This is a genomic window from Edaphosphingomonas laterariae (assembly GCF_900188165.1).
In the GTDB taxonomy this organism is placed as follows: Bacteria; Pseudomonadota; Alphaproteobacteria; order Sphingomonadales; family Sphingomonadaceae; genus Sphingomonas_E; species Sphingomonas_E laterariae.
The window spans coordinates 1-22,395 of the sequence record NZ_FZOS01000026.1 but is presented as its reverse complement, the minus strand read 5'-3'; the positions used below and the strand labels follow the sequence as shown (position 1 = coordinate 22,395).

Annotated in this window: 27 protein-coding genes and 1 pseudogene; 5 read left to right on the top strand and 23 right to left on the bottom strand. The window is 65.4% G+C overall.

Features of this window, described 5'->3' with window-relative positions:
- Nucleotides 1-62 precede the first annotated feature (62 nt).
- From CHB74_RS17000 to CHB74_RS16990, 3 genes are read left to right on the top strand one after another with little or no spacing between them, the layout of a single operon-like run.
- Nucleotides 63-257 carry a DUF6961 family protein gene (locus tag CHB74_RS17000; protein WP_089220779.1) on the top strand — a complete coding sequence of 65 codons (195 nt, stop codon included), beginning with the start codon at nucleotides 63-65 and terminating at the stop codon, nucleotides 255-257.
- A complete protein-coding gene (locus CHB74_RS16995) occupies nucleotides 254-2,032 on the top strand; it encodes a class I SAM-dependent methyltransferase (protein WP_179220889.1) in 1,779 nt (592 codons plus the stop codon). Before CHB74_RS17000 ends, CHB74_RS16995 begins: the two co-directional genes overlap by 4 nt.
- Nucleotides 2,029-3,165 (top strand): AlbA family DNA-binding domain-containing protein, encoded by a 1,137-nt coding sequence (locus CHB74_RS16990; protein WP_089220777.1) that lies wholly within the window; start codon nucleotides 2,029-2,031, stop codon nucleotides 3,163-3,165. Before CHB74_RS16995 ends, CHB74_RS16990 begins: the two co-directional genes overlap by 4 nt.
- A gap of 23 nt (nucleotides 3,166-3,188) precedes the next feature.
- On the opposite strand, the gene CHB74_RS16985 is transcribed toward CHB74_RS16990, so the two are convergent.
- From CHB74_RS16985 to CHB74_RS16950, 9 genes are all read right to left on the bottom strand, one after another.
- Nucleotides 3,189-3,392, bottom strand: coding sequence for a hypothetical protein (locus CHB74_RS16985; RefSeq protein ID WP_089220776.1), 204 nt, complete (start codon nucleotides 3,390-3,392; stop codon nucleotides 3,189-3,191).
- Between the two features lie 279 nt (nucleotides 3,393-3,671).
- Nucleotides 3,672-4,721, bottom strand: a complete 1,050-nt coding sequence (locus CHB74_RS16980) for a nucleotidyl transferase AbiEii/AbiGii toxin family protein (RefSeq protein WP_013849905.1) — start codon at nucleotides 4,719-4,721, stop codon at nucleotides 3,672-3,674.
- The gene (locus CHB74_RS16975) at nucleotides 4,714-5,322 is read right to left on the bottom strand and encodes a DUF6088 family protein (protein ID WP_013849904.1); all 609 of its coding nucleotides are present in this window, start codon (nucleotides 5,320-5,322) and stop codon (nucleotides 4,714-4,716) included. Before CHB74_RS16975 ends, CHB74_RS16980 begins: the two co-directional genes overlap by 8 nt.
- 167 nt (nucleotides 5,323-5,489) lie before the next feature.
- On the bottom strand, nucleotides 5,490-6,611 hold the full coding sequence (locus CHB74_RS16970; RefSeq protein WP_013849903.1) for a relaxase/mobilization nuclease domain-containing protein: 1,122 nt from the start codon (nucleotides 6,609-6,611) through the stop codon (nucleotides 5,490-5,492).
- Nucleotides 6,604-7,140 carry a plasmid mobilization protein gene (locus CHB74_RS16965; RefSeq protein WP_016743824.1) on the bottom strand — a complete coding sequence of 179 codons (537 nt, stop codon included), beginning with the start codon at nucleotides 7,138-7,140 and terminating at the stop codon, nucleotides 6,604-6,606. The genes CHB74_RS16970 and CHB74_RS16965 overlap by 8 nt, the downstream gene beginning before the upstream one ends.
- A gap of 230 nt (nucleotides 7,141-7,370) precedes the next feature.
- Nucleotides 7,371-8,318, bottom strand: coding sequence for a ParB/RepB/Spo0J family partition protein (locus tag CHB74_RS16960; protein ID WP_013849901.1), 948 nt, complete (start codon nucleotides 8,316-8,318; stop codon nucleotides 7,371-7,373).
- The gene (locus tag CHB74_RS16955; protein ID WP_013849900.1) at nucleotides 8,318-9,082 is read right to left on the bottom strand and encodes a ParA family protein; all 765 of its coding nucleotides are present in this window, start codon (nucleotides 9,080-9,082) and stop codon (nucleotides 8,318-8,320) included. Before CHB74_RS16955 ends, CHB74_RS16960 begins: the two co-directional genes overlap by 1 nt.
- Nucleotides 9,083-9,094: 12 nt before the next feature.
- Nucleotides 9,095-9,271, bottom strand: a complete 177-nt coding sequence (locus CHB74_RS22080; protein ID WP_013039042.1) for a hypothetical protein — start codon at nucleotides 9,269-9,271, stop codon at nucleotides 9,095-9,097.
- A gap of 192 nt (nucleotides 9,272-9,463) precedes the next feature.
- On the bottom strand, nucleotides 9,464-9,856 hold the full coding sequence (locus CHB74_RS16950) for a DUF3768 domain-containing protein (protein WP_013849899.1): 393 nt from the start codon (nucleotides 9,854-9,856) through the stop codon (nucleotides 9,464-9,466).
- 259 nt (nucleotides 9,857-10,115) lie between these two features.
- Between CHB74_RS16950 and CHB74_RS22265 the strand changes: the two genes are divergently transcribed.
- Complete coding sequence (locus CHB74_RS22265; protein ID WP_030091328.1) at nucleotides 10,116-10,466, top strand: hypothetical protein; 351 nt, start codon at nucleotides 10,116-10,118, stop codon at nucleotides 10,464-10,466.
- A 138-nt stretch (nucleotides 10,467-10,604) separates the two neighbouring features.
- Here the strand turns inward: CHB74_RS22265 and CHB74_RS16940 are convergent, their stop codons facing one another.
- Nucleotides 10,605-11,126, bottom strand: coding sequence for a hypothetical protein (locus CHB74_RS16940; RefSeq protein ID WP_013849897.1), 522 nt, complete (start codon nucleotides 11,124-11,126; stop codon nucleotides 10,605-10,607).
- 107 nt (nucleotides 11,127-11,233) lie between these two features.
- Nucleotides 11,234-11,398 carry a hypothetical protein gene (locus CHB74_RS16935; protein WP_013849896.1) on the bottom strand — a complete coding sequence of 55 codons (165 nt, stop codon included), beginning with the start codon at nucleotides 11,396-11,398 and terminating at the stop codon, nucleotides 11,234-11,236.
- 306 nt (nucleotides 11,399-11,704) lie between these two features.
- On the opposite strand from CHB74_RS16935, the gene CHB74_RS16930 reads away from it, so the two are divergent.
- Nucleotides 11,705-12,139: a thermonuclease family protein gene (locus CHB74_RS16930; RefSeq protein ID WP_013849895.1), complete on the top strand. Its 435-nt coding sequence runs from the start codon at nucleotides 11,705-11,707 to the stop codon at nucleotides 12,137-12,139.
- Nucleotides 12,140-12,214: 75 nt separating this feature from the next.
- On the opposite strand, the gene CHB74_RS16925 is transcribed toward CHB74_RS16930, so the two are convergent.
- The 12 genes and pseudogenes from CHB74_RS16925 to CHB74_RS16870 form a co-directional block, all read right to left on the bottom strand.
- A complete protein-coding gene (locus tag CHB74_RS16925; RefSeq protein WP_013849894.1) occupies nucleotides 12,215-12,622 on the bottom strand; it encodes a single-stranded DNA-binding protein in 408 nt (135 codons plus the stop codon).
- A gap of 407 nt (nucleotides 12,623-13,029) precedes the next feature.
- Complete coding sequence (locus CHB74_RS16920; protein ID WP_007688068.1) at nucleotides 13,030-13,698, bottom strand: hypothetical protein; 669 nt, start codon at nucleotides 13,696-13,698, stop codon at nucleotides 13,030-13,032.
- Nucleotides 13,699-13,810: 112 nt separating this feature from the next.
- Nucleotides 13,811-14,752 carry a DUF2493 domain-containing protein gene (locus CHB74_RS16915; RefSeq protein ID WP_007688069.1) on the bottom strand — a complete coding sequence of 314 codons (942 nt, stop codon included), beginning with the start codon at nucleotides 14,750-14,752 and terminating at the stop codon, nucleotides 13,811-13,813.
- Nucleotides 14,753-15,099: 347 nt separating this feature from the next.
- Nucleotides 15,100-15,840 (bottom strand): arsenical resistance protein ArsH, encoded by a 741-nt coding sequence (gene arsH / locus CHB74_RS16910; RefSeq protein WP_007688070.1) that lies wholly within the window; start codon nucleotides 15,838-15,840, stop codon nucleotides 15,100-15,102.
- The gene (gene arsN2, locus CHB74_RS16905) at nucleotides 15,840-16,271 is read right to left on the bottom strand and encodes an arsenic resistance N-acetyltransferase ArsN2 (RefSeq protein WP_013849893.1); all 432 of its coding nucleotides are present in this window, start codon (nucleotides 16,269-16,271) and stop codon (nucleotides 15,840-15,842) included. Before arsN2 ends, arsH begins: the two co-directional genes overlap by 1 nt.
- Nucleotides 16,268-17,335, bottom strand: a complete 1,068-nt coding sequence (arsB, locus tag CHB74_RS16900) for an ACR3 family arsenite efflux transporter (protein ID WP_007688072.1) — start codon at nucleotides 17,333-17,335, stop codon at nucleotides 16,268-16,270. The genes arsN2 and arsB overlap by 4 nt, the downstream gene beginning before the upstream one ends.
- Entirely contained in the window at nucleotides 17,332-17,772 is a 441-nt protein-coding gene (gene arsC / locus CHB74_RS16895; protein WP_007688073.1) for an arsenate reductase (glutaredoxin), read from the bottom strand. Before arsC ends, arsB begins: the two co-directional genes overlap by 4 nt.
- Nucleotides 17,769-18,305, bottom strand: a complete 537-nt coding sequence (locus CHB74_RS16890; protein ID WP_007688074.1) for an arsenate reductase ArsC — start codon at nucleotides 18,303-18,305, stop codon at nucleotides 17,769-17,771. The genes arsC and CHB74_RS16890 overlap by 4 nt, the downstream gene beginning before the upstream one ends.
- A gap of 12 nt (nucleotides 18,306-18,317) precedes the next feature.
- Complete coding sequence (locus CHB74_RS16885; protein WP_007688075.1) at nucleotides 18,318-18,737, bottom strand: ArsR/SmtB family transcription factor; 420 nt, start codon at nucleotides 18,735-18,737, stop codon at nucleotides 18,318-18,320.
- Nucleotides 18,709-19,632, bottom strand: coding sequence for an ArdC family protein (locus tag CHB74_RS16880; RefSeq protein ID WP_089220775.1), 924 nt, complete (start codon nucleotides 19,630-19,632; stop codon nucleotides 18,709-18,711). The genes CHB74_RS16885 and CHB74_RS16880 overlap by 29 nt, the downstream gene beginning before the upstream one ends.
- Nucleotides 19,633-19,724: 92 nt before the next feature.
- A complete protein-coding gene (locus CHB74_RS16875; RefSeq protein WP_007688079.1) occupies nucleotides 19,725-21,737 on the bottom strand; it encodes a ParB/RepB/Spo0J family partition protein in 2,013 nt (670 codons plus the stop codon).
- A gap of 111 nt (nucleotides 21,738-21,848) precedes the next feature.
- Nucleotides 21,849-22,395, bottom strand: a pseudogene (locus CHB74_RS16870) (hypothetical protein); the annotation flags it as partial.

Genomic DNA, 22,395 nt, shown 5'->3' with positions numbered 1-22,395 from the left:
GCGTGTTACTCAACGCATAGCAAACTGCCATGTAAGCCAGTTGGAGTAAAATTGGAAAGCGCATGACGACTGATCGGGAACGATTTGCCGAGGCGTTGGCTATCGACAAGCTGCATGGCGACCGCGCGCGGCTGTTCGTTGCCCAACGCATCGGCGCGTTCGCGCTCGCAGGCGATGCTGGGGGGGTGACGCGTTTCAACGCGATCGCATGCCGCCTCGATGTGCTGATCGCGGCCGGGCGCCTAGCAAACGCATGAGCGCGAGCGAGGGCGCAATTTCCGGCTATCACGGCCAAGCTGCGCTGCTCGCTCAGCGCTATGACGATCCAGCGCTTTTAAAGATTTACGACCCTATCCGCGCGCTGCTGCCTGAAGTGCGCGACGAACGGCTCGCACTAGATGTCGGTGCCGGCGCCGGACGCGACGCGGGCTGGCTCGCGGACCAAGGCTATAATGTGGTCGCCGTTGAACCGGCAGCCGCGATGCGCGAAGAAGGCCTGCGCCGGCATGGCGGGTCCGCGATCCGCTGGCTCGACGATCGGCTCCCCGCGCTGCCGGCGGTCCATGGGCTTGGCCTCTCCTTCGATCTAATCCTGCTCTCGGCCGTCTGGCAGCATGTGGCGCCCGCGGATCGCCCGCGCGCCTTCCGCAAGCTCGTGACACTGATGAAACCCGGCGCCTTGCTGCTTATTTCGCTGCGCGACGGTCCTGTTCCTCCCGACCGGCCGATGTTCGACGTCTCGCTCGGTGAAATCGAGGGGCTCGCCCGTCTGCACGGGCTCGAGCTCATTCGCGCAGTGCCGAGCGACGACGGCCAGGGGCGCGGCGATGTCCGCTGGACGCAGGTCGTGCTCAAAATGCCCGATGACGGGACCGGTGCGTTGCCGCTGATCCGCGGCATCATCCTCGCCGACGACAAAAGCTCGACCTATAAACTTGCCCTGCTGCGCACTGTCGCGCGGCTCGCCGAGGCTGCGCCCGCTGCGGTCCGCATGTCGACGGGCGACACCGATAGCATCGAGCTCCCGCTCGGCCTTGTTGCGCTGACCTGGATCCGGATGTTCCTGCCGCTGGTACGCAGCGGTCTGCCACAAGCGCCAAAGAATAGCGGTCCCGATGGGCTCGGTTTCGCCAAGGCAGGGTTTCGCGCACTGATGACTGATGGCGTCGCGCCCGTCGATCTCAGGGTTGGTCTAGCCTTTGCGGGCGACCGGGCAGCGGCTCTTAGTGGGGCAATTGCCGAGGCGGCGGCGACAATCGCCGCGATGCCGGCCAATTTCACACGCTTCCCCGGCAGTGATCTTAGGGTATTCGGGGCGGCGCGCGCTCGCACCCGTCCGCGTCAGCAACTGATCCTCGATCTCGAGACACTGGGGAGCTGGGGCAGCTTTACCGTGCTCGGCCACGTCTGGCGCGCTCTGACACGCCTCGGATCCTGGGTTGAACCCGTGCTGGTCGCCGAATGGGCGCGGCTGATGCGTAGCTATGGCGAGCGCATGGGCCGGCTCATACCCGTTGGGCAGGCAGAGGCCGCGCTCGCATGGGAGGAGCCGTTACGCGACACCGCGCTCGGGCGGAACGCAGCAGCGCGGCTGTCGAGCCGCGGCCAACGGATCGAGTGTGTCTGGTCTGGAGTGGCGCTGGGCAGCGCCCGCCTCGATATCGATCATTGCCTGCCTTGGTCGGCGTGGCCGTGCGGCGACCTTTGGAACCTGCTGCCGAGCGATCGGCGCGTAAACCAGCATCAAAAGCGCGACCGCTTGCCATCGTTTGCTACGCTCGCCGATGCACGGCCACGCATCCTCGCTTGGTGGCAGCAGGCATGGCTCAACGACCCGGCACTCAGCGACCGTTTCCGACGCGAGGTTGCCGCTGCCCTACCGGTCGAACCCGACCCGCAGCTTGACGACGTTTACGCCGCGCTTGAATGGCGGCGTCTGCGCCTGCGCCAGGACCAGCAGGTGCCCGAATGGACGCCCGCACGCTTGCAACCCGAAGGAGCCGTGCCCTATGAGATCGGGCCCGCTCTATGATCCCGCGGCCGCTGCAGGACATCACCCGGCGCGATCTCGAGGCATTGGTCATCAATCAGGTTGCCGAACGGCGTACACTTGAGTTCAAGCGGGAGCTCCCCGGTAATAGCGATAGTCAACGCAAGGAATTCCTGGCTGACGTCACCTCCTTCGCGAATGCGCAAGGCGGCGACCTGCTTTTCGGCATTGAGGAAACCAGAGGCATTGCAACCGGCATCCCTGGAATCACCGTTAACGACCCTGACAAGGAGGTTTTGCGCTGGGAGGAGGTTCTCCTCGCTGGCGTCGAGCCGCGGTTACCAGGCCTCCGCCTGCGCTGGATCGAACTCGACGAAACACGCGGCGTCCTGCTGATACGCATACCGGCGAGCAGCAATGCGCCACACCGGGTCATATTCAAGCAAAGTAATCGCTTCTACGGCCGCAAGAGTAACGGCAAATATGAAATGGATACGCACGAGCTGCGCGACGCCTTCACCGCGAGTGAGGCGCTCCCCGTACGGCTGCGCGCGCTCCACCTCGACGCGGTGGACCAGTCGCTTCGCGGCGACTTGCCAATCGGCCTCGGCGAGGATCCGAAGGCGATCTTGTCGCTAATCCCCATCACACTGTTTAAGGAGGGGAGGGACCTCGAAATTACCCCTGAGAACGCCCTCGCCCCGCACAAGCCCTCGGGGTATATGGACGCCATCCGAATGATCGAAGGGGTGCTCCTCCATACCAATCCGGCGGACAACGGCGCCGTGCGGTCGTATGCGATCACCTATCGTGCTGGCCGCATCGACATGGTTTGGACGATCGGTCGTATCGTCAACGAACTTCGCAAGGAAGAGGCCCCGCTGGTCTGGCCCAAGCGGTTCGAGGACGGTGTGATCGATGCTGCGCTTTCCGGTGCAGCGAAGCTTGCGCCGTTCGGCCTCGAAGGTCCCTGGGTGGTGCTCGTCACCGTTACCGGAATCAAAAACTACCGACTGGTGGTCAACAATGAATATTGGTCGGACCCAGCTTGGCGCGAGCAAGTGAGTTTGCCGCCGCTGATGGTCGAGCAAATGGACCAGACGGGTCTGCTGCCGCTGCTGCGGTCCTTCTGGTTAGCGTTCGGCATTGAGCGTCCGTCGGCAAATGGAATCTAAGCTAGCCCCATGCCATCCGCTCATCACACGGGTGGGTTGATGTCGGCCCAATGGGTGACTTCTTCCAGGACGTGCATGCTTTCCGGGTCTTCCCAACTCTCGCGACCGCTATCCCATCGCCCGATCACAGGGACGTCAATCTCCCAGAGCAGCAAGCGGCGCCCGTCCTTCCGGTCCTCCGGCAATGTTGCGATCGGCTCCCAAGGGATGTACTTGGCGGTGATCATTGCAGTTTCACTCGCGTGAGTTCATTGGCCCCGCATTTAGCCCATCTTTGTGCGGGGACGAAACCCAGCTAGTTACCCAGCGATTGTAACCTTTCAGAACCCCGGCCTGAACGCAGCTGGTTTCGGAAATGCCGTTTCGGCTCTGGAGACCCAACTTCGGTGGGTGAACAATCGCTTGCTAAGACGTGGCAAGCTGTGATTTAACATAATCCCTATTATCAGTCTTTTGTCGTTTTATTTCAAATACTTAGTTTACTTGCTCATTCGCGGTCTCCGACATCAACGTCCGTTGATCGTCGCCTCGATCGCCGCCAGACCTTTCATCAACACTTGGAATTTCGGCGGCGCGGCCATGAACATCTCCGACATCGCGCCATAGTCCCGCTCAAGCTTCTCCCAAGTCGCGCCATCGGGCGACAGGCGCAGCGTTCCAACCACGGCGGTGTCATAGGAGGCCGACCTGTCCGCGAACATCAGGCTCTTGTTGTGCACGACCTGCTCGAGCAGATCGATCCGCCCCATCGCCTCGTTCGTGATGCCCGCCTGGTCGAGCATCAGCACGTCATAATAATGGCGCGACATGCCCTCGCGCAGCTTGCCGTTATGATGGATCGCATGAAGGATCGTGACCTTTTCCCAGAAGGTCCGCGCAACGGCCAGCGTCGGCACTGCGGTCACCGGATCCGGCAGTTCCTCGGGAAAGTCTTCGGCCAGATAGGGCAAGATCGGTCGAAGCGCGAACGGTTCCGTGTCGCCGCGGGCGCCAAATTCCAGCTTGATGCGCGGCTTGATGTAACCGCTTTCATCCGCGCCGCCGTAATTCTCGCCATAGGCGAGCCCGTAACCCGAGGTGCGCGGATAGACGAAGAGCAGCGTCTGCTGGTCCTTGTCGTCGGGATCGAGCGCCAGGCTCCAGCCCTCGGCCGTGCCGAGAGCGACTTCGATTTCGCGCGCCAGGATCGGCATGGCGACCGTGGCGACATAAGCCTGTGCCGCCGCCTTGAGCGCCTTGGTCCGGCGCTCGCGCTCCTTGCCGGTAATGTCGCTGTCCATCGGCGAGGCGACTTCGCTGAGCAGCGGCGCCGCGCGGCTGATGGTGAGGTCGATATCTTCGGAGAAGCGCGCGATGATCCCATAGGCTTTCGACAGCGAGGTCCCACCCTTGAAGGTCATGTGACCGGCGAGGTCGGGACACATGACGAGGCGGCGTAGCGTCCAGCAGACCCAGAAATCCTTCTCGATGATGATCGGCGTCAGATCCCGCCGCGCCGCCGCTTCATCGATATAGGCGCGCCGATCCACGGCCGGTCTGCGTGCGAACTCATCCATTGCGGGCGGCGCCGATCTTTAGGACGACGTCGCCCATCCATCCGGGCATCTCGGCCCGGGCCTGGGCGAGCATCCGCATGTCGCGATCATCGAGGCGGGCGGCGAAGTGCCGGATCTTGTCGCTATCGATATTGTCCTTCCCCAGATGCGCGAGCGCCTGCAGAACCGCGTTGACCGAGTCAGGCGCATTGTCGAGCACCGGTGCGCGGCTGTGCTTGAGCGTCAGGCTGCGCCCGCCCGCTTGCCTGACCCGGGTCCGCCCGGTCGTGGCATAGCTGGCCCGGGCGGGAACCTGGGTCGATAGCCCGAGCCTGTTCGCCGCCGCCGCGCCCGACGGTGCGAGCTTGTCCCCACTTTGCGTCGAGAGGGCCTTGGCGACATTGGTGGGATCGGGACTGAGCGCACCGAGCTTGTCATGCTGGCGCGGATAGTCATAAAGACCCCGGCCGATGCGCCGGATGTCGCCGGCGGTCGCGAGGCGCGACAGCGCCATGTCGACCGACCCACGCGTCCCGAAGTCGACGAAGCTCTTGGGCGTGAATACCCAGCCGCGGCCCTTGCCGCGCACGCGCTTCATGATCCGATCGGCTACCGCAGACATTGGCTGTGCTCCTATCTGTTAGATAATAGCATGATTTTTTCTAACAAGATAGGAGCGCGTATCAGCGCCTAAATCAGCTATTTTGCGAGATATTTTGACATCGCATCCAGATAGGATGCCCAGGCCGCACAGGCAAGGTCCGGCAAGCCGGCCGGCAGCGCCGGCCATCATCGTTCCCGATCCCGGTGAGGCGGCGGCCGCCCCTCCTCGGAGCCTGTAGGCGGCGAAACGCCCTCCGGCTCGTTTCGGCGCTCCTGCGGCGGCCGTTCGGATTGCAGTATCTCCCGTGCGCGCGCGAGCCGCCGCGACACCGCTGGCGGCATCGCCGCCAGAAAGCCGGCGATTTCTTGCCCCAAGGCACGATCTTCCGCTTTTCCGGTGCCGGCGAGCGCGACCGCGGCCTCGGCATAGGCACCGCGGATCTGCTTCTGGCGAGCCAGCGCCATGACATCTTCTGCCCGGCGCTCCTGGTCGGCCCCGCGCACGAAGCTTTGCGCGCGCAGTTCGTTGAGCTGCGCGAGATTGAGCCGCCGTCCCTCGGCTCCAAGCCGGGCATCGAGATGGAGCGCGGACGAACGGACCCGCTTCTGGACATGACCGCGCGCACGCCGGGGTGTCGCTTCCGCCGCGACACCGCGCGCGCGCAGCTCATGCGCAAAGGTCTCACGCATATGATGGAGATCCGCCTTGCGCGGATTGAAGCGGGTTCCGTCCGCCCCTTCGGTCGCCACCGTCAGATGGACGTGGGGATGATCGGTGTCGGTATGGAGTGCCAGCATATAGGCATGGTTCCCCTCGAACAGGATTCGCGCGAATGCCTGCGCCGCATCATGAAGCGTCTCGGCGTCGGTCGATCCCCCGGGCATCGACAGCACCAGCGACATCGACGTCGGCCGCTCCCGGCCATGCTCGTTCATGGCCTCGTCGAGCATCGCCCAGTCCTGAGCGATCGCCTTGAGCCGATCCGGCTCGGTGATAATCTCGCCTTCGCTCGATCGGACGGCGAGCTTCCCGTGGCGCGCCACATAGCCGAAATGCTCGGCGACATGATGAGCGCCATATTGCTTGCCGGAGACCTTCACCATCACCTCGGGCGCCTTGCGCACGATCCGCTCGAGCTTGGCGCGCGCCTCGGCCTGGTCCATCGACATCGGCCGGGCGGCCCCGCCCCCGCTTCCGCCCGGTTTGATCCGAACATAAGCGCCGCGCAGGGTCCGCTTGCCGCCTGCCGGCGGCCGCCAGGCCTCCATCAGGCTGGGAAGCGGGAGAACCCCCTCCTCCTCACGCATCGGCCGTGTCCCAGTAGCGAAGATCGCCCTTGAGCGCGGCCCCGAGACCGGCGAGCGCATCGACGATCTCGGACCTAAAGCTTGCGACCCTGGCCGCTTCCCGCGCGACGTCGAGGCCGGATTCGACCATCACCGAGGCGTTGAGCGCGCGGGTCGCCTGGTTGAGGTTGATCCCGATCCGATTGAGCTCGCGCCACGCCTGCGCGATGGCCGCCCGCTCCTCGCGCGGCAAGGGCGCGTTTGCACGCAAGCGCCGCGCCAGCAACGTGGTGATCCAGTCGGTACGCTTCATCCCCAGCACATCCGCCGCGCGGTCGAGCGCGGCGATCTCTTCCGGGATCAGCCGAACCTCGACCCGGCAGGTTGCGCGCTGGCGGGCGCGCCGCGCCTGATGCCCCTCCCCCGCCTCCATGGCCAAGGCGTCACCGATCAAGCGGCGCAGCAGCGCCGAGCGGCCGCCCGATACCGCCGCGAGCGCGGCGAAGCGCTGGGCGACATCATCGTCGAGCCGAAAGGTGAGGACGGGCATGTCCCCAACGCTATTGTCATACATCCCCGGCGCCAAGCCTATCCGGCCCTCACCTTTACTCAACTCATCTTATAGTCTGCTTGGGCAGACTTTCGTTCTTCGGCCAGCAAACCCCTCTCGAACATCGATCGTCCGCAGCAAGGGGCGGCGCCTTCGGCGCCGCCCCCGCCCATCGACACGAAAAGGGCCGCACCCCGAAGGGTACGGCCCAAACCATCGTGCAAGATAAACTACGAACGCGGAGGAGGCGGGTCAGTTGTTGGCAAGGCCTCGCTTCTCTCGCCGGTCGGACCGATCGACGAGGCAGCGACTTCACGCTCGCGGCCATCCTCGAAAATCACCGTGACCAAAGGCGCCAGCGGGAGCCACGCAGGGAAGCCGTCGACCAAGACCGGTAGTCTAGGAGATCGGATCGGCGCGGAGGGTTTGTCCGTGAGGCCCGATCGAACCGGATCGCGGTCGGTGGGGGCCAATGGCTGTGCCACAGGCGCCCGCGGAGGGACCGGCGCCGGGTGCGTCTGCTTGAGTTCGGCGATGAAGCGCGATCCTGCGGCGAGCGTTGCGCCGGCGTCGCCCCAGCTGGCGACATATGCCTCGACCTCGGCAGGGTAGTCCCTCGCCGTCCGGTGCAGATCATAGAGAAGGCGAATAGGCGCAAACGGCAGGGCCGCCTTGAGATAGGCCGGCATGTCGCCATAGGCGGCATAGAGCGAGACGAACTGCTTGGATCGGCCGAGTGCCGCCGCGATCTCGACCTGGTTCATCCCGCCCTTCAGCATCCGGGCGATCGCATGGGCGAGCTCGACCGACGACAGATTGGCGCGCTGGTCGTTCTCGACGATCTGGTCGGCCAGCAGTTGCACCCCCTCGCCGACCGGCACGACGATCGCGGGGATCGTGGCAAGGCCCGCCAGCTGCGATGCGCGGAAGCGGCGCTCGCCCAGACTTATCCGGTGCATGCCCTTCGCGTCGGGCGGCGTGACCGTGATCGGCTGCAGCACGCCGCGCGACGCGATCGAGGCGGCCAGCTCGGCGAGCGCGTCATCGTCGAAGCTGCGCCGGGGATTGCCGGGGTCGGGCAGGATGCGCGCAAGTTCGATATCCTCGACCCGGCGCGCCCGTTCATGGTCGCCGACAAGAAGTCCGAACTCCTCGATGCGCTCGTCGAACTTGCCCATCAGGCGGCCACGACCTCCTGGCTTGTCATGCGCCGCTCGATCTCGGCGAGCACCGCGCGGATCTCCTCGGCCGCCGCCTTGGCGCCGCTGCCGTTCTCCTGCCATACCGGACGATGATTTTCCGCGGCATGCTTGTAGGTCGGCCGCGCCTTGATGAAGGCCGGGAACATGAGCTTCTCGCCGACCGCATGCGCGAGCTTCACCGCATTCTCCATCTCGCGCCGGTCGAACGGATTGACCATCGAGGGGAGGAGCCCGAGGAAAGCGATCTTGCGGCCGGCGCGCGCGGCCTCGGCCTTGCGCAACGCGGTCAGCAGCATCTTGGCGCATTCGACCGAATCCTCGGCAACCTGCACCGGGGCGATCACGGCATCGGCGACCGCCATCGCGCTCAACGTGAGCTCGTCCCACTTGGGACCGGTGTCGATGACGCAATAGTCGAAATGCGGGCGGAGCGCCGGGAAGCGCCCGATGAAGTCGCGCACATCCTGCGCCGCCTTGACCATCTGCAGGCGGGGATCGGCGCCGAGCACGGTCAGCCCGGCCTGCCCGTCGGCGCTGAGCGCAGCGGCAGGATCGAACAGGTCGGCGGAAAACCCGCCCTGCCGCTCGCCGCCCAGGCGCCGCGTCGAGCTGCCCTGGGGATCGAGATCGACGAAGGCGACGCGGCGCTCAGGCGGTTCGGCGAGATACCAGGCGAGATGGGTGGCGAGGAAGGTCTTGCCGACCCCGCCCTTGAGCAGGCTGACCACGATCGTCTTCATGACCGCGGCACCTCAGCAATAGTCGTCCGGACCATCGCGCAGGTTGCGCTCATAATGATCGCGCGAGGACCAGTCGCCGCCACCGCCAATGCCGGGACCGACATAGCGGAACAGATAGACGGTGAGGGCGAAGCAGCCGAACGCGAAGAGAAACGCGTGATCGGGATGCGCGGCGAAATATGCGGCCATGATAGGTCTCCTTGGAGCCGGTGAAGGGCAAAGCGAACGGCGCCACTGGCGCCGGCCACGCGCAATCGCGCGGCATCTCGGACCCGCGCCCTCCCCTCCCACATTTGCGGACGCGGCGTCCGTTGCCCGCATAGTCTGCTCAAGCAGACTTGGGCGGGCCATCCCCCCGGTCGGGGGGATGGCTGCGCCGGATCAATATTCGTCGGCCAGCAGGATGGTGAGCACGCGCGTCGTGACCTCGGGGTTCGCGGCATCCGCCGAGCCATAGGCGAGCTCGAGGTCATAATAGTCGATCTTCCAGTAGAGGATCGCATCCTCGAACTCGAAGCGGCCGAAATCATGCTCGCCGATCGGATCGTTGTCGGGCGTGAAGCTGTCATAGTCGCGCACGATCCGGATGATCTCCGCGCGTCGGCGAAAGCCGCGGAACAGGGCGACCTCGCCGATCAGCGCCGCAACGCCGGCGGTCATCACGATCTGGTTGCGGCCCGGGCTATGGATGGACCGGCGAAGCGCGTCATTGAGTTCGGCGACGCGGGCGATCCGCTCGGCCTGGCTCATCGCATTCGGGGAGGATTGGGACATGAGAACGCTCCTGATCTGTCCAGCCCCGCCCGCCGGGGCCTTCCGACAGGCGTGCCAAGGGCCGGCGGCAGAGCGCGGCCGAGCACCCGCAGGGTCGCAACGGCAGTGGAGAAGCGCGCGGAGCGGGCTTGCACGGGCGCGCGCGCCGGCCAGGCGAGCCGACAGGAGGAAGGTCTTGGCGGGCGGGATCGCGAAGAGATGATCGCGGTGTCCCGATCCTCTGGCTCCGCGGAGAGCCCGGCGCTATCCTCCGCTCATTATGACGAGCAGCGCCACTCTCTTCCGCCTTGCCCCGGCCTGGACCGCGTCACTCCAGGCGATGCGGCTGCGCCAGATCCTCGTCCGATCGCAATGCCGCCGCTGCGGCGGGTTGATGCGCGAGGATGTCGATGCCCTGATCGGGCTCCATGGAGCAGGCGCCAGCCTCATCGACCGGCAGGCCCGATGCCGCATGGTCGGCTGCGACGGCGCGGCCTATTATCTCGCGGCGCGCGGCCATGACCGTCCCTGGCACATATTGCTGCACGATGAGCACCTGCGCGCAGGCCTGGCCAACTGCCCTCCAGCGCGCGGCGCGACCGGCCGGGCCATCGTTTGCGCGCAGGGTTGAAGAGTGCGAGCAGCCACGGCAGGGATCGTCACCCGAATGGGCTGAGACTTGGCACAAGGCTCAGGGCGAAGCCTAGAGCCCGGTCCGGCCGCGCCGGAGCCGCCATTCTCAGGGCATAGATGCAGAGAAATCCGACTTTCAGACGGCAACCGCCCGTCGCAGATTGCCAAGTGCAGAACACAATTTCTGCGATACCTTACGGAGCTGCTGAAGCCTCTCCGCCGCCTCGTTCTCTTCGATCACGAGCGTCGAACGATCAGCCTGCCGTGCCCGGATCGCGATCACACGAAAGATGGCGGCCCATCGACTGGTCCGTTCGACTGTCAGCTTCGCCTGGCCATGGGCGAGCATCGTGCGCAGCCCTTCCTGGTGCCGAAATTCCGCCAGCAGGCTCGCGACACCCTTTCCCTCCACGGAAAAGGGGCCGCCCTCATTGACGAGTGCAGCAAGGTCATCGAGCCGTTGCCCGACCAAATGCCGCAGCTTCACCGACTGTCCTCGTCCCGGCTGAGCGCTCAGATGCAGCAAAGTCTCGGTAACGGCCACCTCCACCGAGGCGAAGCATTGCAGACAGGCACCGCGCCAGGCGTTCACCTCCTGGGTGATACGCGCCCACAGGGCATCATCGCGGGCATTCGCTATCTCAGCCTCAATCGTCATTATCACAGCATAGTCGCGGCATCTGAACAATCGGTTCTCGTCGTCGGCGCAAGCCGCGAGCGAAGCGAGGGGAATAACCGGGAGCCGAGCGGCTCCCGGACGAGCCGTCAGGCAAAGGGATCGAATTCGGTGACGATGGCGACGCTGCCGTCGGCGTCTTCGGCGGTGATGACACCATAATGCTGCCCGATCGCGATGACGAAGGTGACCACCATGAGGCTGCGCGAGAGGCTGAAGGCATGGCGGCGTGCGATTGCGATGTCGGTGAACATGTCGAGGCTCCTTTGCGCGCCGGCGGGTTCGTCCCGCTCGACAGGCGCCCGATGTGTCCGGCCGGTGGCCGCGATCACTTTTTCGGCTGTAGGCCCAAAAAGCCGTAGCGAAGCGACCGGACCCCTTGCGGGTTGATCGCAAAAGGTCACCGGGTGGACCAAGGATCGCGCCGATTGAGAGCGGGCGAACCCGCCGGCCAGGAGGCCAGGTCCCCGCCGATGTCGCGCCCCACCCCTTGCCCTGCCTGCCGCTCCATCCAACGGGGTCCGGATGACAGGCCGCCGCTTGTCGGTTAGCCCCGCCGGATGCTGTTCCCGCTCCTGCTTGCCGCCGCCGTGGTCCCCAATGGTCAGACCTTCGCCTGCACACCGACGCGCGTCTGGGATGGCGATGGCCCGATCTGGTGCCGCGAGGGCGCCCATGTGCGGCTCGCCGGCATTGCCGCGCGCGAGATCGACAACAGCTGCCGCCCCGGCCAGCCCTGTCCGAGAGCAAGTGGCCCGGCCGCCCGCGATGCGTTGGTGCGCTTGCTTGGCGGACCGCGCGGCCAGACATCCACCGGGCATATCCGCGTGGCTGGCTCCACCATGCGCTGCGTCTCGACCGGCGAGGCCAAGGGCAACCGGACCGGCGCCTGGTGCAGCGCGCCCGGCATCGGCGATCTCAGCTGCGCGATGATCGCTACCGGCACCGTGCTGCGCTGGGAACGCTATGCCAAGGGGCGATGCCGATCCCGCTGATCCGCTTGGGACCATGCCGCGCCTGAACAGGATAAGAGGCCCGGCGGCGATGCCGCCGGGCCGCCCTGTCCGACCTCAGAACGGGATTTCATCGTCCTCGGGCTCGTTGCCGCCGCCGCTATTCTCGTTCGACTTGGCGCGGGTGAGGAAGGTAACCTCGTCGGCGATGATCTCGACGCCGTAGCGTTCGATATTCTCGCTGTCGGTCCAGCGGGTGTAGTGGATACGGCCCCGGACCATGACCTTCATGCCCTTGTCGACATATTGCTCGACCGTCTTGCCGACGCCGTTGAAGCAGGTGATCCGGTGCCATTCGGTGTCCTCGAGGCGGCGATTGTTGTCGTCGCGCAGGATCTTGCCGTTGCTGTCGCGCTTCGGGCGCGAGGTGGCGAGGCTGAAATGGGTGATGCGGGTGCCGCCCTGGGTGGTGCGGGTTTCCGGCATGCCACCGACATTGCCGGCGAGGATGACGAGGTTCTGCATGGCTTGGGTTCCTTCGATGTGGGTCCAAGGGACCGTCCCTTCGACTGATCCCCGGCCAAGGCGGACAGGACGGCCCATCCACCGGCAGCGCAGCGCCGGGGAACCCCGAGACAAGGGGTGGTGCGGGCAGCCGTGGCACACGGCAACTCGGCCCGATGGCTCGCGGGTTGGATGCGGCGGACGGCCGGCTTAGGGATCAGATGAGGAGAAGGACGGTGCGTCGCTTGGGCCATGACCGGAGCCCACCCAGCGAAACCGCCGATATTGCCGGCTTTGCCGAGCACGCCGGTCCGGCATCTCGCGGACCTTACGCCCGTGCCTTATCTGCCCGTCCCTTGAGCCGCAGGACGGGATTGTAGATCCTTCGCATGGCCACTCGCGGGCTCGACACGACGTCCGTTGCACGATCACGCGGAGGGGGAAGAGGAGGTACGCAAGGTGGCGGCGCCTGGCGTGGCTGGCCTCAGGCAGGCCGCCACGGCATCGAGGAGCTGCCCGGTCTCGCAAAGCACGGCGCCGATGTCGCAGGCATAGCCACCTGCCACCAGCGCGTCGATCCGATGCACGGCATAGGCCGGGCCGAGGCTCTTGATGAAATCGGCCAGCGGACGACCGGGCGCCGGCAGGCCTAGCTGCCGCGCCTCGTCGAGGGCGCGGACAAGGTCATGACGGATATCGCGGGCCAGCGCATCGTCCGTCCAGCCATGACCCAAAAGATGCGCCTTCAAACCCAGTTCGCAGGAGATCGCGAGCAAGTGCAGTGCCGGCGCAAGCGCAATAGGCGCGCCAATCTGCGCGCCGCGATGAAATTCGCGCGCTCGATCGAGAAACACGGCTGCAAGCACCGGATCGCCGGGCGCCGCCAATCTTTCGATCGCGCGCCAGCGGCGCGGCGTCAGCTGGCGGAGCCAGGAGGGACCGGCCTGGTTGCGAAGATGCCGTAAGTAAGCGCCATCGGCTTCGTCCACATCGCGGCCTGTCGACCATAAGGACAGCAGCTTCGCCTTCCAGTGGCGGCCATGCGCGGCGCGGAAGGCAAGGAGCGCGCACGCACTGGCGCGATCGGGCATGAACATGATGCGGAACCTCCGAAGGGAACAAGGGACGCATCCGCCCCGCCCCCTCCCCTCCGGCACCGGAATCCGCGAGATTGAGAAAAGCCGGCCGCCGAAGCGGCCGGCACGGCGGTCAGCCGCGAGATAAAGCCGCCGGCGGCGTTCCGAGCGGTCCGCGGCGATCGACGACATGGATGCCGCGCGCCTTGGCCTCGACCACCAGCCTTTCGGTGACGCCGTTGCCCTGGAAGGCAATGACGTAGCGCGGCTTGACCGAGAGCATCTGCTCGTTGCGCCGGAAGCCGGCACGATCGCCAAGCTTGCGATCAAGGCCGAACCGCAGCTGCTGGATGCCGTTCTGCTCGGCCCAGGATGCTGCAAGACGCTCGATGCCCTTCATGTCGCCGCCATGGACGAGATACATGTCGCCCACACGTTCGCGCACGGCCTTGAGGGTCCGCAGCAGATTGTCGGCAAACTGCTTGGCCTCGTCGTCGCTGGCGAAGCGAAGGCGCCCGCCGGCGAAGACCACGGGCGTGCCATGGACCATATTGGCATCGCGCACCCGCTCGCGCCGCGCCTGCAAATAGGCCCGGCCATCGACGATCGCAGCGGTCGTGCCGAGCGAGATGCGGTTGCCGGTCGCGGGCACCCAGGAGCGGCCGGTCTCATGCAGATAGTGGCGCGCCGCGGTGTCGCGCATCCCCTCATAGGCCTGGGCGGACTGCTCGACCTTGCGGGCGAGATCGATCTTGTCCTCGAGATCAGCGGTCGCGATCTCCGATCCGTCCTGCTCGGCGAGCAGGAGCCGGATCTCGTCGGTCAGGCGGTCGATCAGCTGATGCTTCTTGGCGGCCGCGCGGTGGAAGAGATTGACGAAGCCCCAGCCCAGATCCTCGATGTCGCGTTCGAGCGCGGTGAAGGGGAAGAGCGCGAAGAGATCGCTCCAGATGGCGCTGACGGTCTGTTCGAGCGCTTCGGCCGGCGGCGGCGCTTCCATCGAGCGTTGGTCGCCCATCAGGTCGAGATGGCCGAGTTCGAGTGCTTGGAGCACTGCTGAAAGGGAGCTGGTCATGAGGGATTGCCTTTCCGTGTCGCAGGGCCGGCGGCCTTCCCGCCGGATGCGCACCCTCCGGGCCATCGAAAAAGCGGCGGCGGCACCGCCGGGCAACGCCCAAGGGGAACCCGATAAGGTCCGGGTGGTGCGGGCAGGCGCGCCTCGGCGCGCCAACACGGCCGGAGCGTTCGGGTTGCCGCCGCCAGCGCGATGGCCCATGTGCCGCATCCTCTGGCGAAAGGCGCGAAGGCCCTGTCGCGTCAGGCATTCATGACGCAGAGGACCTTAAGAAGGGCACCCGCAACCCGATCTCCCGATACGCACAGGACGGCATGAAAGCGCGTCGCATCGGAAGAGCCCGGCCGTCAGGCCTTCGACCGTGAGGCCAGATCTTGGGCCGCGTCGCGCTTGGCGGCTGCCGCCTTGCGTTCCGAATAGCGGTCCACGAGTTGATCGGCATGGCGACGTGTCAGCACCGTGAAGCGCACCAGCTCCTCCATGACGTCGACGATCCGGTCATAATAGCTTGAGGCACTGAGACGGCCGTCCTCGTCGAACTCCTTGAACGCCATAGCAATGCTCGACTGGTTGGGGATGGTGAACATGCGCATCCACCGCCCGAGCAGCCGCAACGTGTTGACCGCGTTGAACGACTGCGATCCGCCCGAAACCTGCATGACGGCCAGGGTCCGGCCCTGGGTCGGACGCATGCCGCCGAATTCGAGCGGCAAATGGTCGATCTGCGCTTTCATGATGCCGGTGATCTGGCCGTGCCGTTCGGGACTGCACCAGACCATGCCCTCGGACCAAAGCGCATGCTCGCGAAGCTCATGCACCGCCGGGTGATCATCGTCCTTGATCTGGTCGGGGAGCGGGAGATCGGCCGGATCGAAGATCCGCACTTCGGCGCCGAAGAGGATGAGCAGCCGGGCCGCTTCCTCGACCGCGAAGCGACTGAACGACCGCTCGCGCAGCGAGCCGTAGAGGAGGAGGATGCGAGGTTTCGGCTCAAGCGCGCCGAGCCCGGCGGCGAGATCGGGCCGGATCATTGCGCGGTCCAGCGCGGGCATGTGATCGGGTTCGGGAAGGATACGAAGACGCGACATCAGGCAATCCATTTGTACAAAAGGGCGGCGCTCGCCGGGCATAGCGATCGGAACTCGGCCGATTGCACGATGACGGCAGGAACGTCGGTCCGTTCGGCTGTTTCATAGCCGTGACGGCGAAAGAAAGGCTCGGCGGTCGTGGTGAGCAGGTACAGGCTAGTCGCGCCCTCATCAGCTGCAGCGCGTTCGACTGCCGTGAGAATGGCACCGCCCAATCCGCATCCGCGCCGATCGGCCTTCACGACCAGCGAGCGCAGCAGGCGGTCGGAGCCGTCGCCTTCGATCCCGCCATAGCCGACAAGGCCAACATCATCCTCGAACCGAAAGAAGCGGCGTCCCGCCTCGGCGAGATCACTGGCAGGCAGACCCGCCGCGCTCAGCTCCGCCATCAGGTCGGAAAGCGACCTGGAATCCAGCAGTGTAGCGATCATGCAGGAACGCGTTGCTCGTACCAGGGCCGCGTCTTCTTGACGATGCTGACGACAGACAGCATTACCGGCACCTCGACCAGCACGCCCACCACGGTCGCGAGCGCGGCCCCGGAATTGAGGCCGAACAGGCTGATCGCGGCTGCAACCGCGAGCTCGAAGAAATTGGACGCGCCGATCAGCGCGGCCGGAGCGGCGACGCACCAGGCCACGCCGAAGCGCCGGCTGAGCCAATAGGCCAGGCCCGCATTGAAGTAGACCTGGATGAGGATGGGAATGGCAATCAGTGCGATGACCAGCGGATGAGCCAGGATCGCCGGGCCCTGGAAGCCGAACAGGAGGACGAGCGTCGTCAGCAGCGCAACCAGCGACACCGGCCCAAGCGTTGCCAGCAGCCGATCGAGCGCCGGCTGCCCGCCTGACGATAGCAACGCCCGACGAATGATCTGCGCGACGATGACGGGCACGACGATATAGAGCAGGACCGAGATGAGCAGCGTGTCCCAGGGCACTGTGATCGAGGCGACCCCGAGCAGCAGTCCGACCAGCGGTGCGAAGGCGAAGACCATGATCACGTCGTTGAGCGCCACCTGGCTCAGCGTATAGGTCGGCTCGCCGTCGCACAGGTTCGACCAGACGAACACCATCGCCGTGCAGGGGGCGGCGGCGAGCAGGATGAGCCCGGCGATATAGGCGTTGATCTCGCCCTGCGGCAGCAGCGGCCGGAAGAGCCATCCCAGGAACAGCGTGCCGAGCAGCGCCATTGAAAAGGGCTTCACCGCCCAGTTGATGAAGAGGGTGACGCCGACGCCCTTCCAGTGTTGGCGAACCGACCCCAACGCGCCGAGGTCGATCTTGAGCAGCATGGGGACGATCATCAGCCAGATCAGCACAGCCACGACCAGGTTCACGCGCGCGATCTCAGCCGATGCGATGGCTGCGAACAGATTCGGCAGCGAATAGCCGAGCGCGATGCCGACAGCGATGCAGAGCGCCACCCAGACGCTCAAATAGCGTTCGAAGCTGTTGATCGCCGGCTTGGGTCGTGCCGCAACGGTCGCGTTCACGCCCCGATCCTCTTGCCGGCGGCGTCGATGACCTGCTCGCCATCTTCCTTGGTGAAAGCCCCGCGCTGGGCGGACGGGAGAAGATCGAGCACCTCTTCCGATGGACGGCAGAGTTTCACGCCGAGCGGCGACACAACGATTGGCCGGTTGATGAGGATCGGATGTTCGATCATCGCATCAATGAGCTGGTCATCGCTGAGCGTCGGATCGGCAAGACCCAGCTCGGCGAAGGGCGTGCCCTTCTCGCGGAGCAACTGGCGTGCGCTGATGCCCATGCGGGCGATGAGCGAAACCAGGCGCGGGCGGTTGGGCGGCGTCTTGAGATATTCGATCACATGCGGCTCGATCCCGGCGTTGCGGATCATCGCCAGCGTGTTGCGCGACGTCCCACACTCGGGATTGTGATAGATGACGATATCGATTGCGGCATTGCTCATGCGCTGGGTGCCTTTTCGCTTGGGAGGTCGGCGCGGCCCTGTTCCTTGCCGATCCGGTTCAGCCGGTTCTGTAGACTCATCTTGTCGAGGCCTTCGAACGGCAGGTTGGTGAACAGCGAGATGCGATTGAACAGCATCCTGTAAGTATCGAAGAAGGCCGCGTGCTGCACCGTTTCGCTGTCCTCGATAGCGGCCGGATCGGGCACCCCCCAATTGGCGGTCAGCGGCTGCCCCGGCCAAACCGGGCAAAGCTCATTGGCGGCATTGTCGCAAACGGTGAACACGAAATCCAAGGACGGCGCATCGGGGCCGGAAAACTCTTCCCAGCTCTTCGAGCGGAACCGGCTTGCGTCGTAGTTCAGCTTCTCCAAGAGATGAATGGTGAACGGATGGACCTCGCCCTTGGGCTGGCTGCCGGCGCTGAACGATTTGAAACGGCCTAGCCCCTCACGGCTGAGGATCGCCTCGGCCATGATGGAACGGGCGGAATTGCCCGTGCAAAGAAACAGTACGTTCAACAGGCGATCCGTCATGTTGATGTCCTTTCAGGCAGCACGACAGGCAAGCAGTTCATCCGCAAGTGGATGGCAGAGCTCGGCCCGGCCACCACAGCAGTCCTTGACGAGGAACAGCATCACGGAGCGTAGCGCATCGAGATCGGCGCGGTAGTTGATGATCCGGCTGCGCCGCTCGGATGTGACCAGGCCGGCACGCGCCAGGGTCGCCAAATGCACCGACATCGTGTTCTGCGGGACATCCAGCGCCTTGGCGACCTCGCCGGCGGGAAGGCCTTCGGGTTCGTGACGCACCAGAAGGCGGAAGGCGTCGAGGCGCGTGGCTTGGGCAAGCGCGCCCAACGCGACGATGACAGATTCGTTATCCATATATCCACGATAGCGGATATATGGATATAGTGCAATCGGCGACATGGCGAGATCAAGCAGCCGCCTGCTCGTCCAGATCATCCTCGCAAGCGAGATCGGTTGACCGCAGCAGAAACCCGGCGGCTTCCTCGGCTCGCGCAGCCGCCGTCAGCAATGCGCGATTATCCTTGCGCAAAATGGCGAGCCAGGATCCGATATAAGCCGCGTGGTCGTCGAGATGGGTGGTTGGGAGACCCACATCGGCGCCAACCAGCGCTGCTGTCAGTTCGGCGACCAACTCCTCGAACGCATATGCCTGATCGCCGAAGCGCTTCCCGAACGATCGGGCAAGCCGGGCTGGATGGCCTGTCCAGTGGCCGGCCTCATGCGCAATGGTGGCTGCCCAGGCGGCGCGCGTGTCGAATTGCTCGACCGGCGGCATGGTGATGACGTCCGCGCGCAGATCATAATAAGCACGATCGCCGCCGCATCGCAGCCGCGCGGGCAGCCGATCGACGAAGCGCTCCGCCCGCGGACCGAGCCGGTCGCCCGGCGGGACGAGGGAGAGGGCTTCGGGATAGAAATCGCCCGGCAGTGTATCGATCTGATCGGCATTGAAGACCGCATAGGACCGCATGACCCGGCGCTGCTCATCGACGAGCTCACCCGGACGTTCGTAGGAATCGACCTTCTTCGAATAGGCTTTGTAGAAGATCGCAAATTGCGACTGCTCACCGGCACGGACCTGCCCGCCGAGGCTTTGTGCTTGCCGATAGGTCATCCAGTAGCGGGACCGATAGCCGCACTGCTCGGCGGCCAGCCATAGCCAAAAGGTGTTCATGCCGCGATAGGGCTCGCCATTGGCGCGCAGCGGGCGCCCTTGCGCGGCGCATGATCGCCAGGGCCGTACCCAGGGACGCACACCGGCCTCGAGCCGGTCGATGATGGCGCGCGTGATGGTCTCGGCCGGCGAGGGCCGGCCCGATGATTGGGTCATGGTGGATACTCCGCGAAAGAGCGGCTGTTTCAGCGCCGCCGATGAAGGGCGGCGGGCGACACGAAAGCGCCGCCCGCCGTTAGGCGTTCGCCTCAGGCGGCCTGTTCGAAGTCGCCAGCATCGCCATCGGGGGCGATCTCCCCTGCCCCGCCGTCGCTGTCGTCTTCATCGCTGAGGAAAGCGGAATAGCTCCGGAAGCTTTCGGGCTTTTCGATCGCGCCGAACCGCATCTCGTCGGGCAGCCAGGAGAGCGCCTTTTCCCGGACTTCGGCCTCGACGATGCCCTGCCCCGAACAGAGCGCAGCGCAGGCATTGGCAAGGTCACCCTTCTTGGCGTCCTTGTATCGGCCGCGCAGCACCGGCCCGCCGATCTCGTCGAGCGCTTCGAGCATGACGTCCTTCTTCACCCGCCCGAAAAAGTTCTGGGCATCGGGCCGCCACCATTGCGCGACATCAATGTCGAGCAGCCGTCCGAGATGATCGTGGAAGCCGTTGCGGCGCCCGCCATCGTCGACGTTGAGTGTCGGCTCCAGCGTCTGCGCCATGACATGGGCGAGCCAATCGGCGCGCGCCTGTTCATCCAGTTGCCGGAAGGCATCGAAGCGGGACGACAGCGTGTTCCCGCCTGCCCAGCTCACATCGAGCGCCTGGCGCTGTTCGGTCAGGACATTGCTCGCCGCGCTACCTTCATCGCGGAAGCTGACGATCGGGAAGCTCGCGGCGGCGGCCTGCAACGTCGCGTGGTCCCGGACATAGCTGCTGGCGAACACCGTCCGGTGCGCCATCAGGAATATCGTGAGATCGAGCGCGAACCCGGCATCCGAGGCGACATGGGCTGCCAGGATCTGCCGGCGCTGGGTCGCGAGTTCGTCAACCAGCGTCGCGCTGAGCCGGGAGGCCGCGACCTTGCCGGACGGTGCTTCGGGTTCTGCATCCTCGCCCGCCTGCCGGATGGCGCGCTCGCTGAACATGCGGCTGTGCACCCGCGGACTGCCATCGGGCGCCAGATAGATGAAGGTGCCCAGCTGGTCCTTGATCGCATCATCGACCATCGTGCGCGACGCCTCGATCGTATCGAGTTCCCGCTCGATGTCGGCGAGACGCGCCGAAGCCGCCTCGGCCTCGGGCGTGCCGTCCTCGAGTTCGGTCTCAAGTTCGCGGATGAGCGCGTCGCCCTCATCCGAGAGACTATCGACGCGCTCCTGCTCGTCCCCGCTCAATTCGCGCAGCGGCGGATGATATTCGTGGAGCTGGCACTCCGTATCATAGGGCACATGCGTCGCGAGAACCGGCGTCACGAACGCCAGCTTCTGTTCGGCAGCGAGCGCTTCCGCGGCCGCTTCAAGCTTCTGGGCGGCCAGCTGCTCGATGAGCTCCACGTCGATCCAGCTCTCGTCCACATCTTCACCGAACAGGTCGCGCTCGATCCGGCCGCCCGCGCCGACATAGGCCTCGCGGCCGACGAACCGTGCCTTGGCGTCGGTCGCCTTGACCGTTCCGTTGAGGAGCGCACGGCGGATATTGTCGGGATTGTCGCCATAATAGGACCGGCTCATGCTCTCGAACACGCGCGCCTGGCGATCGACGTCGGGCGTGACGGCATAAGCCTGGGCGACCCCCAGCGTGATCTCGCCCGCCGCCAGCGCCGCGAATACGAGAGGAGCCAGTTCGGCAAGCCGTACCCGCTGCTCAACGAAGCGGGTCGTGACGCCGAAACGTTTCGCCACATCCTCGGCACTCGCGCCCTTGTCGAGGAAGTGCTTGAAAGCCGAGCACTCATCCGCCGGGTTCATCGCGACGCGGTGGAAATTCTCGGCAAGGCTCGCTTCGGCCGATCCGGCATCATCCTCGAGCACCAGCACCTGAACCTCATGGTCCCCGGCAAGCCGACCTGAATCGATCAGCCGCTGGAGCGCCCGCAAGCGGCGGCCACCCGCCTTGACGGTGAAATGTCCTGCCTTCTTGAGCGGCGTGACCACGAGATTCTGCAACAGGCCATGCGCGGCGATATTGTCGGCGAGGCTGTCGAGGTCGGCATCGCGATTGGATTTGCGGACATTGTCCTTCGAGAGCGAGAGGTTCTTGACCTTCACGGACTGGATCATCGGTTGTCTCCTTCGAGGGTTGCGCCGACCTCGTCGGCCGGCTTGAGCCACTCAGGCCCACCCGGCCGAAGGCCCCCTCCCCTCTCTTCGGTCGCTTGGCGCGGCCGCGGGTCAGTCCGTGATCCTGGCGAGGATCTCGAGGGCGCGGCTCGGGGGAACGAACAGCCGCGTGCGGTGCTGGATGATCTCGGTGAAGCAGCCCGCCGCCTTGAGATGCGGCAGCGCCTCGGGCTTCCAGTCCAGCAATTCGAGGCGTTGATCGCCGGCGACCAAGGCGCGCTTCAGCCGCAGCGCTCCGATCGGCATGATCTCGCCCGAGGTGCGGACGTGCTCGACCCGCGCGCCGAGGTCGATCTCGACATGGGCCGCGATGCCGAATGCGCTGGCAATCCGCTCAACCAGCGGCGCCGGAATAAGACGCCCGAGAAGCGACTGGCCGTCATCGCTCGTCAGCCGCCAGACCTGGACATGATCGTCGGGCAGCTTGCCCCACACCGGAAGCAGCAGGCCAGTGACCAGATAGATGATCTGCGTGCGCGTCTGCGCCGCCATTGCGTCGCATTCGGCCTGCCAGGCTTCGTCGAAGCTCGCCCGGTCCACGTCGGTCCAATGGGTTTCGGCGAAGAGGTCCTGCCGGTGCCGTTCGGTGCGCGTCGGC

Coding starts and splice junctions, on each gene's coding strand:
- CHB74_RS16875 (WP_007688079.1), bottom strand. CDS start 21,737: ATGATCCAGTCCGTGAAGGTCAAGAACCTCTCGCTCTCGAAGGACAAT.
- CHB74_RS16985 (WP_089220776.1), bottom strand. CDS start 3,392: ATGATCACCGCCAAGTACATCCCTTGGGAGCCGATCGCAACATTGCCG.
- CHB74_RS16960 (WP_013849901.1), bottom strand. CDS start 8,318: ATGGGCAAGTTCGACGAGCGCATCGAGGAGTTCGGACTTCTTGTCGGC.
- CHB74_RS16990 (WP_089220777.1), top strand. CDS start 2,029: ATGATCCCGCGGCCGCTGCAGGACATCACCCGGCGCGATCTCGAGGCA.
- CHB74_RS16940 (WP_013849897.1), bottom strand. CDS start 11,126: ATGACGATTGAGGCTGAGATAGCGAATGCCCGCGATGATGCCCTGTGG.
- CHB74_RS16880 (WP_089220775.1), bottom strand. CDS start 19,632: ATGACCCAATCATCGGGCCGGCCCTCGCCGGCCGAGACCATCACGCGC.
- CHB74_RS16980 (WP_013849905.1), bottom strand. CDS start 4,721: ATGGATGAGTTCGCACGCAGACCGGCCGTGGATCGGCGCGCCTATATC.
- CHB74_RS16975 (WP_013849904.1), bottom strand. CDS start 5,322: ATGTCTGCGGTAGCCGATCGGATCATGAAGCGCGTGCGCGGCAAGGGC.
- CHB74_RS16965 (WP_016743824.1), bottom strand. CDS start 7,140: ATGCCCGTCCTCACCTTTCGGCTCGACGATGATGTCGCCCAGCGCTTC.
- CHB74_RS16970 (WP_013849903.1), bottom strand. CDS start 6,611: ATGCGTGAGGAGGAGGGGGTTCTCCCGCTTCCCAGCCTGATGGAGGCC.
- CHB74_RS16930 (WP_013849895.1), top strand. CDS start 11,705: ATGCTGTTCCCGCTCCTGCTTGCCGCCGCCGTGGTCCCCAATGGTCAG.
- arsH (WP_007688070.1), bottom strand. CDS start 15,840: ATGTCGCGTCTTCGTATCCTTCCCGAACCCGATCACATGCCCGCGCTG.
- CHB74_RS16885 (WP_007688075.1), bottom strand. CDS start 18,737: ATGATCTGGACGAGCAGGCGGCTGCTTGATCTCGCCATGTCGCCGATT.
- CHB74_RS17000 (WP_089220779.1), top strand. CDS start 63: ATGACGACTGATCGGGAACGATTTGCCGAGGCGTTGGCTATCGACAAG.
- CHB74_RS16995 (WP_179220889.1), top strand. CDS start 254: ATGAGCGCGAGCGAGGGCGCAATTTCCGGCTATCACGGCCAAGCTGCG.
- CHB74_RS16915 (WP_007688069.1), bottom strand. CDS start 14,752: ATGACCAGCTCCCTTTCAGCAGTGCTCCAAGCACTCGAACTCGGCCAT.
- CHB74_RS22265 (WP_030091328.1), top strand. CDS start 10,116: ATGACGAGCAGCGCCACTCTCTTCCGCCTTGCCCCGGCCTGGACCGCG.
- CHB74_RS16955 (WP_013849900.1), bottom strand. CDS start 9,082: ATGAAGACGATCGTGGTCAGCCTGCTCAAGGGCGGGGTCGGCAAGACC.
- arsC (WP_007688073.1), bottom strand. CDS start 17,772: ATGAGCAATGCCGCAATCGATATCGTCATCTATCACAATCCCGAGTGT.
- arsN2 (WP_013849893.1), bottom strand. CDS start 16,271: ATGATCGCTACACTGCTGGATTCCAGGTCGCTTTCCGACCTGATGGCG.
- CHB74_RS22080 (WP_013039042.1), bottom strand. CDS start 9,271: ATGGCCGCATATTTCGCCGCGCATCCCGATCACGCGTTTCTCTTCGCG.
- CHB74_RS16935 (WP_013849896.1), bottom strand. CDS start 11,398: ATGTTCACCGACATCGCAATCGCACGCCGCCATGCCTTCAGCCTCTCG.
- CHB74_RS16925 (WP_013849894.1), bottom strand. CDS start 12,622: ATGCAGAACCTCGTCATCCTCGCCGGCAATGTCGGTGGCATGCCGGAA.
- CHB74_RS16920 (WP_007688068.1), bottom strand. CDS start 13,698: ATGTTCATGCCCGATCGCGCCAGTGCGTGCGCGCTCCTTGCCTTCCGC.
- CHB74_RS16890 (WP_007688074.1), bottom strand. CDS start 18,305: ATGACGGATCGCCTGTTGAACGTACTGTTTCTTTGCACGGGCAATTCC.
- CHB74_RS16950 (WP_013849899.1), bottom strand. CDS start 9,856: ATGTCCCAATCCTCCCCGAATGCGATGAGCCAGGCCGAGCGGATCGCC.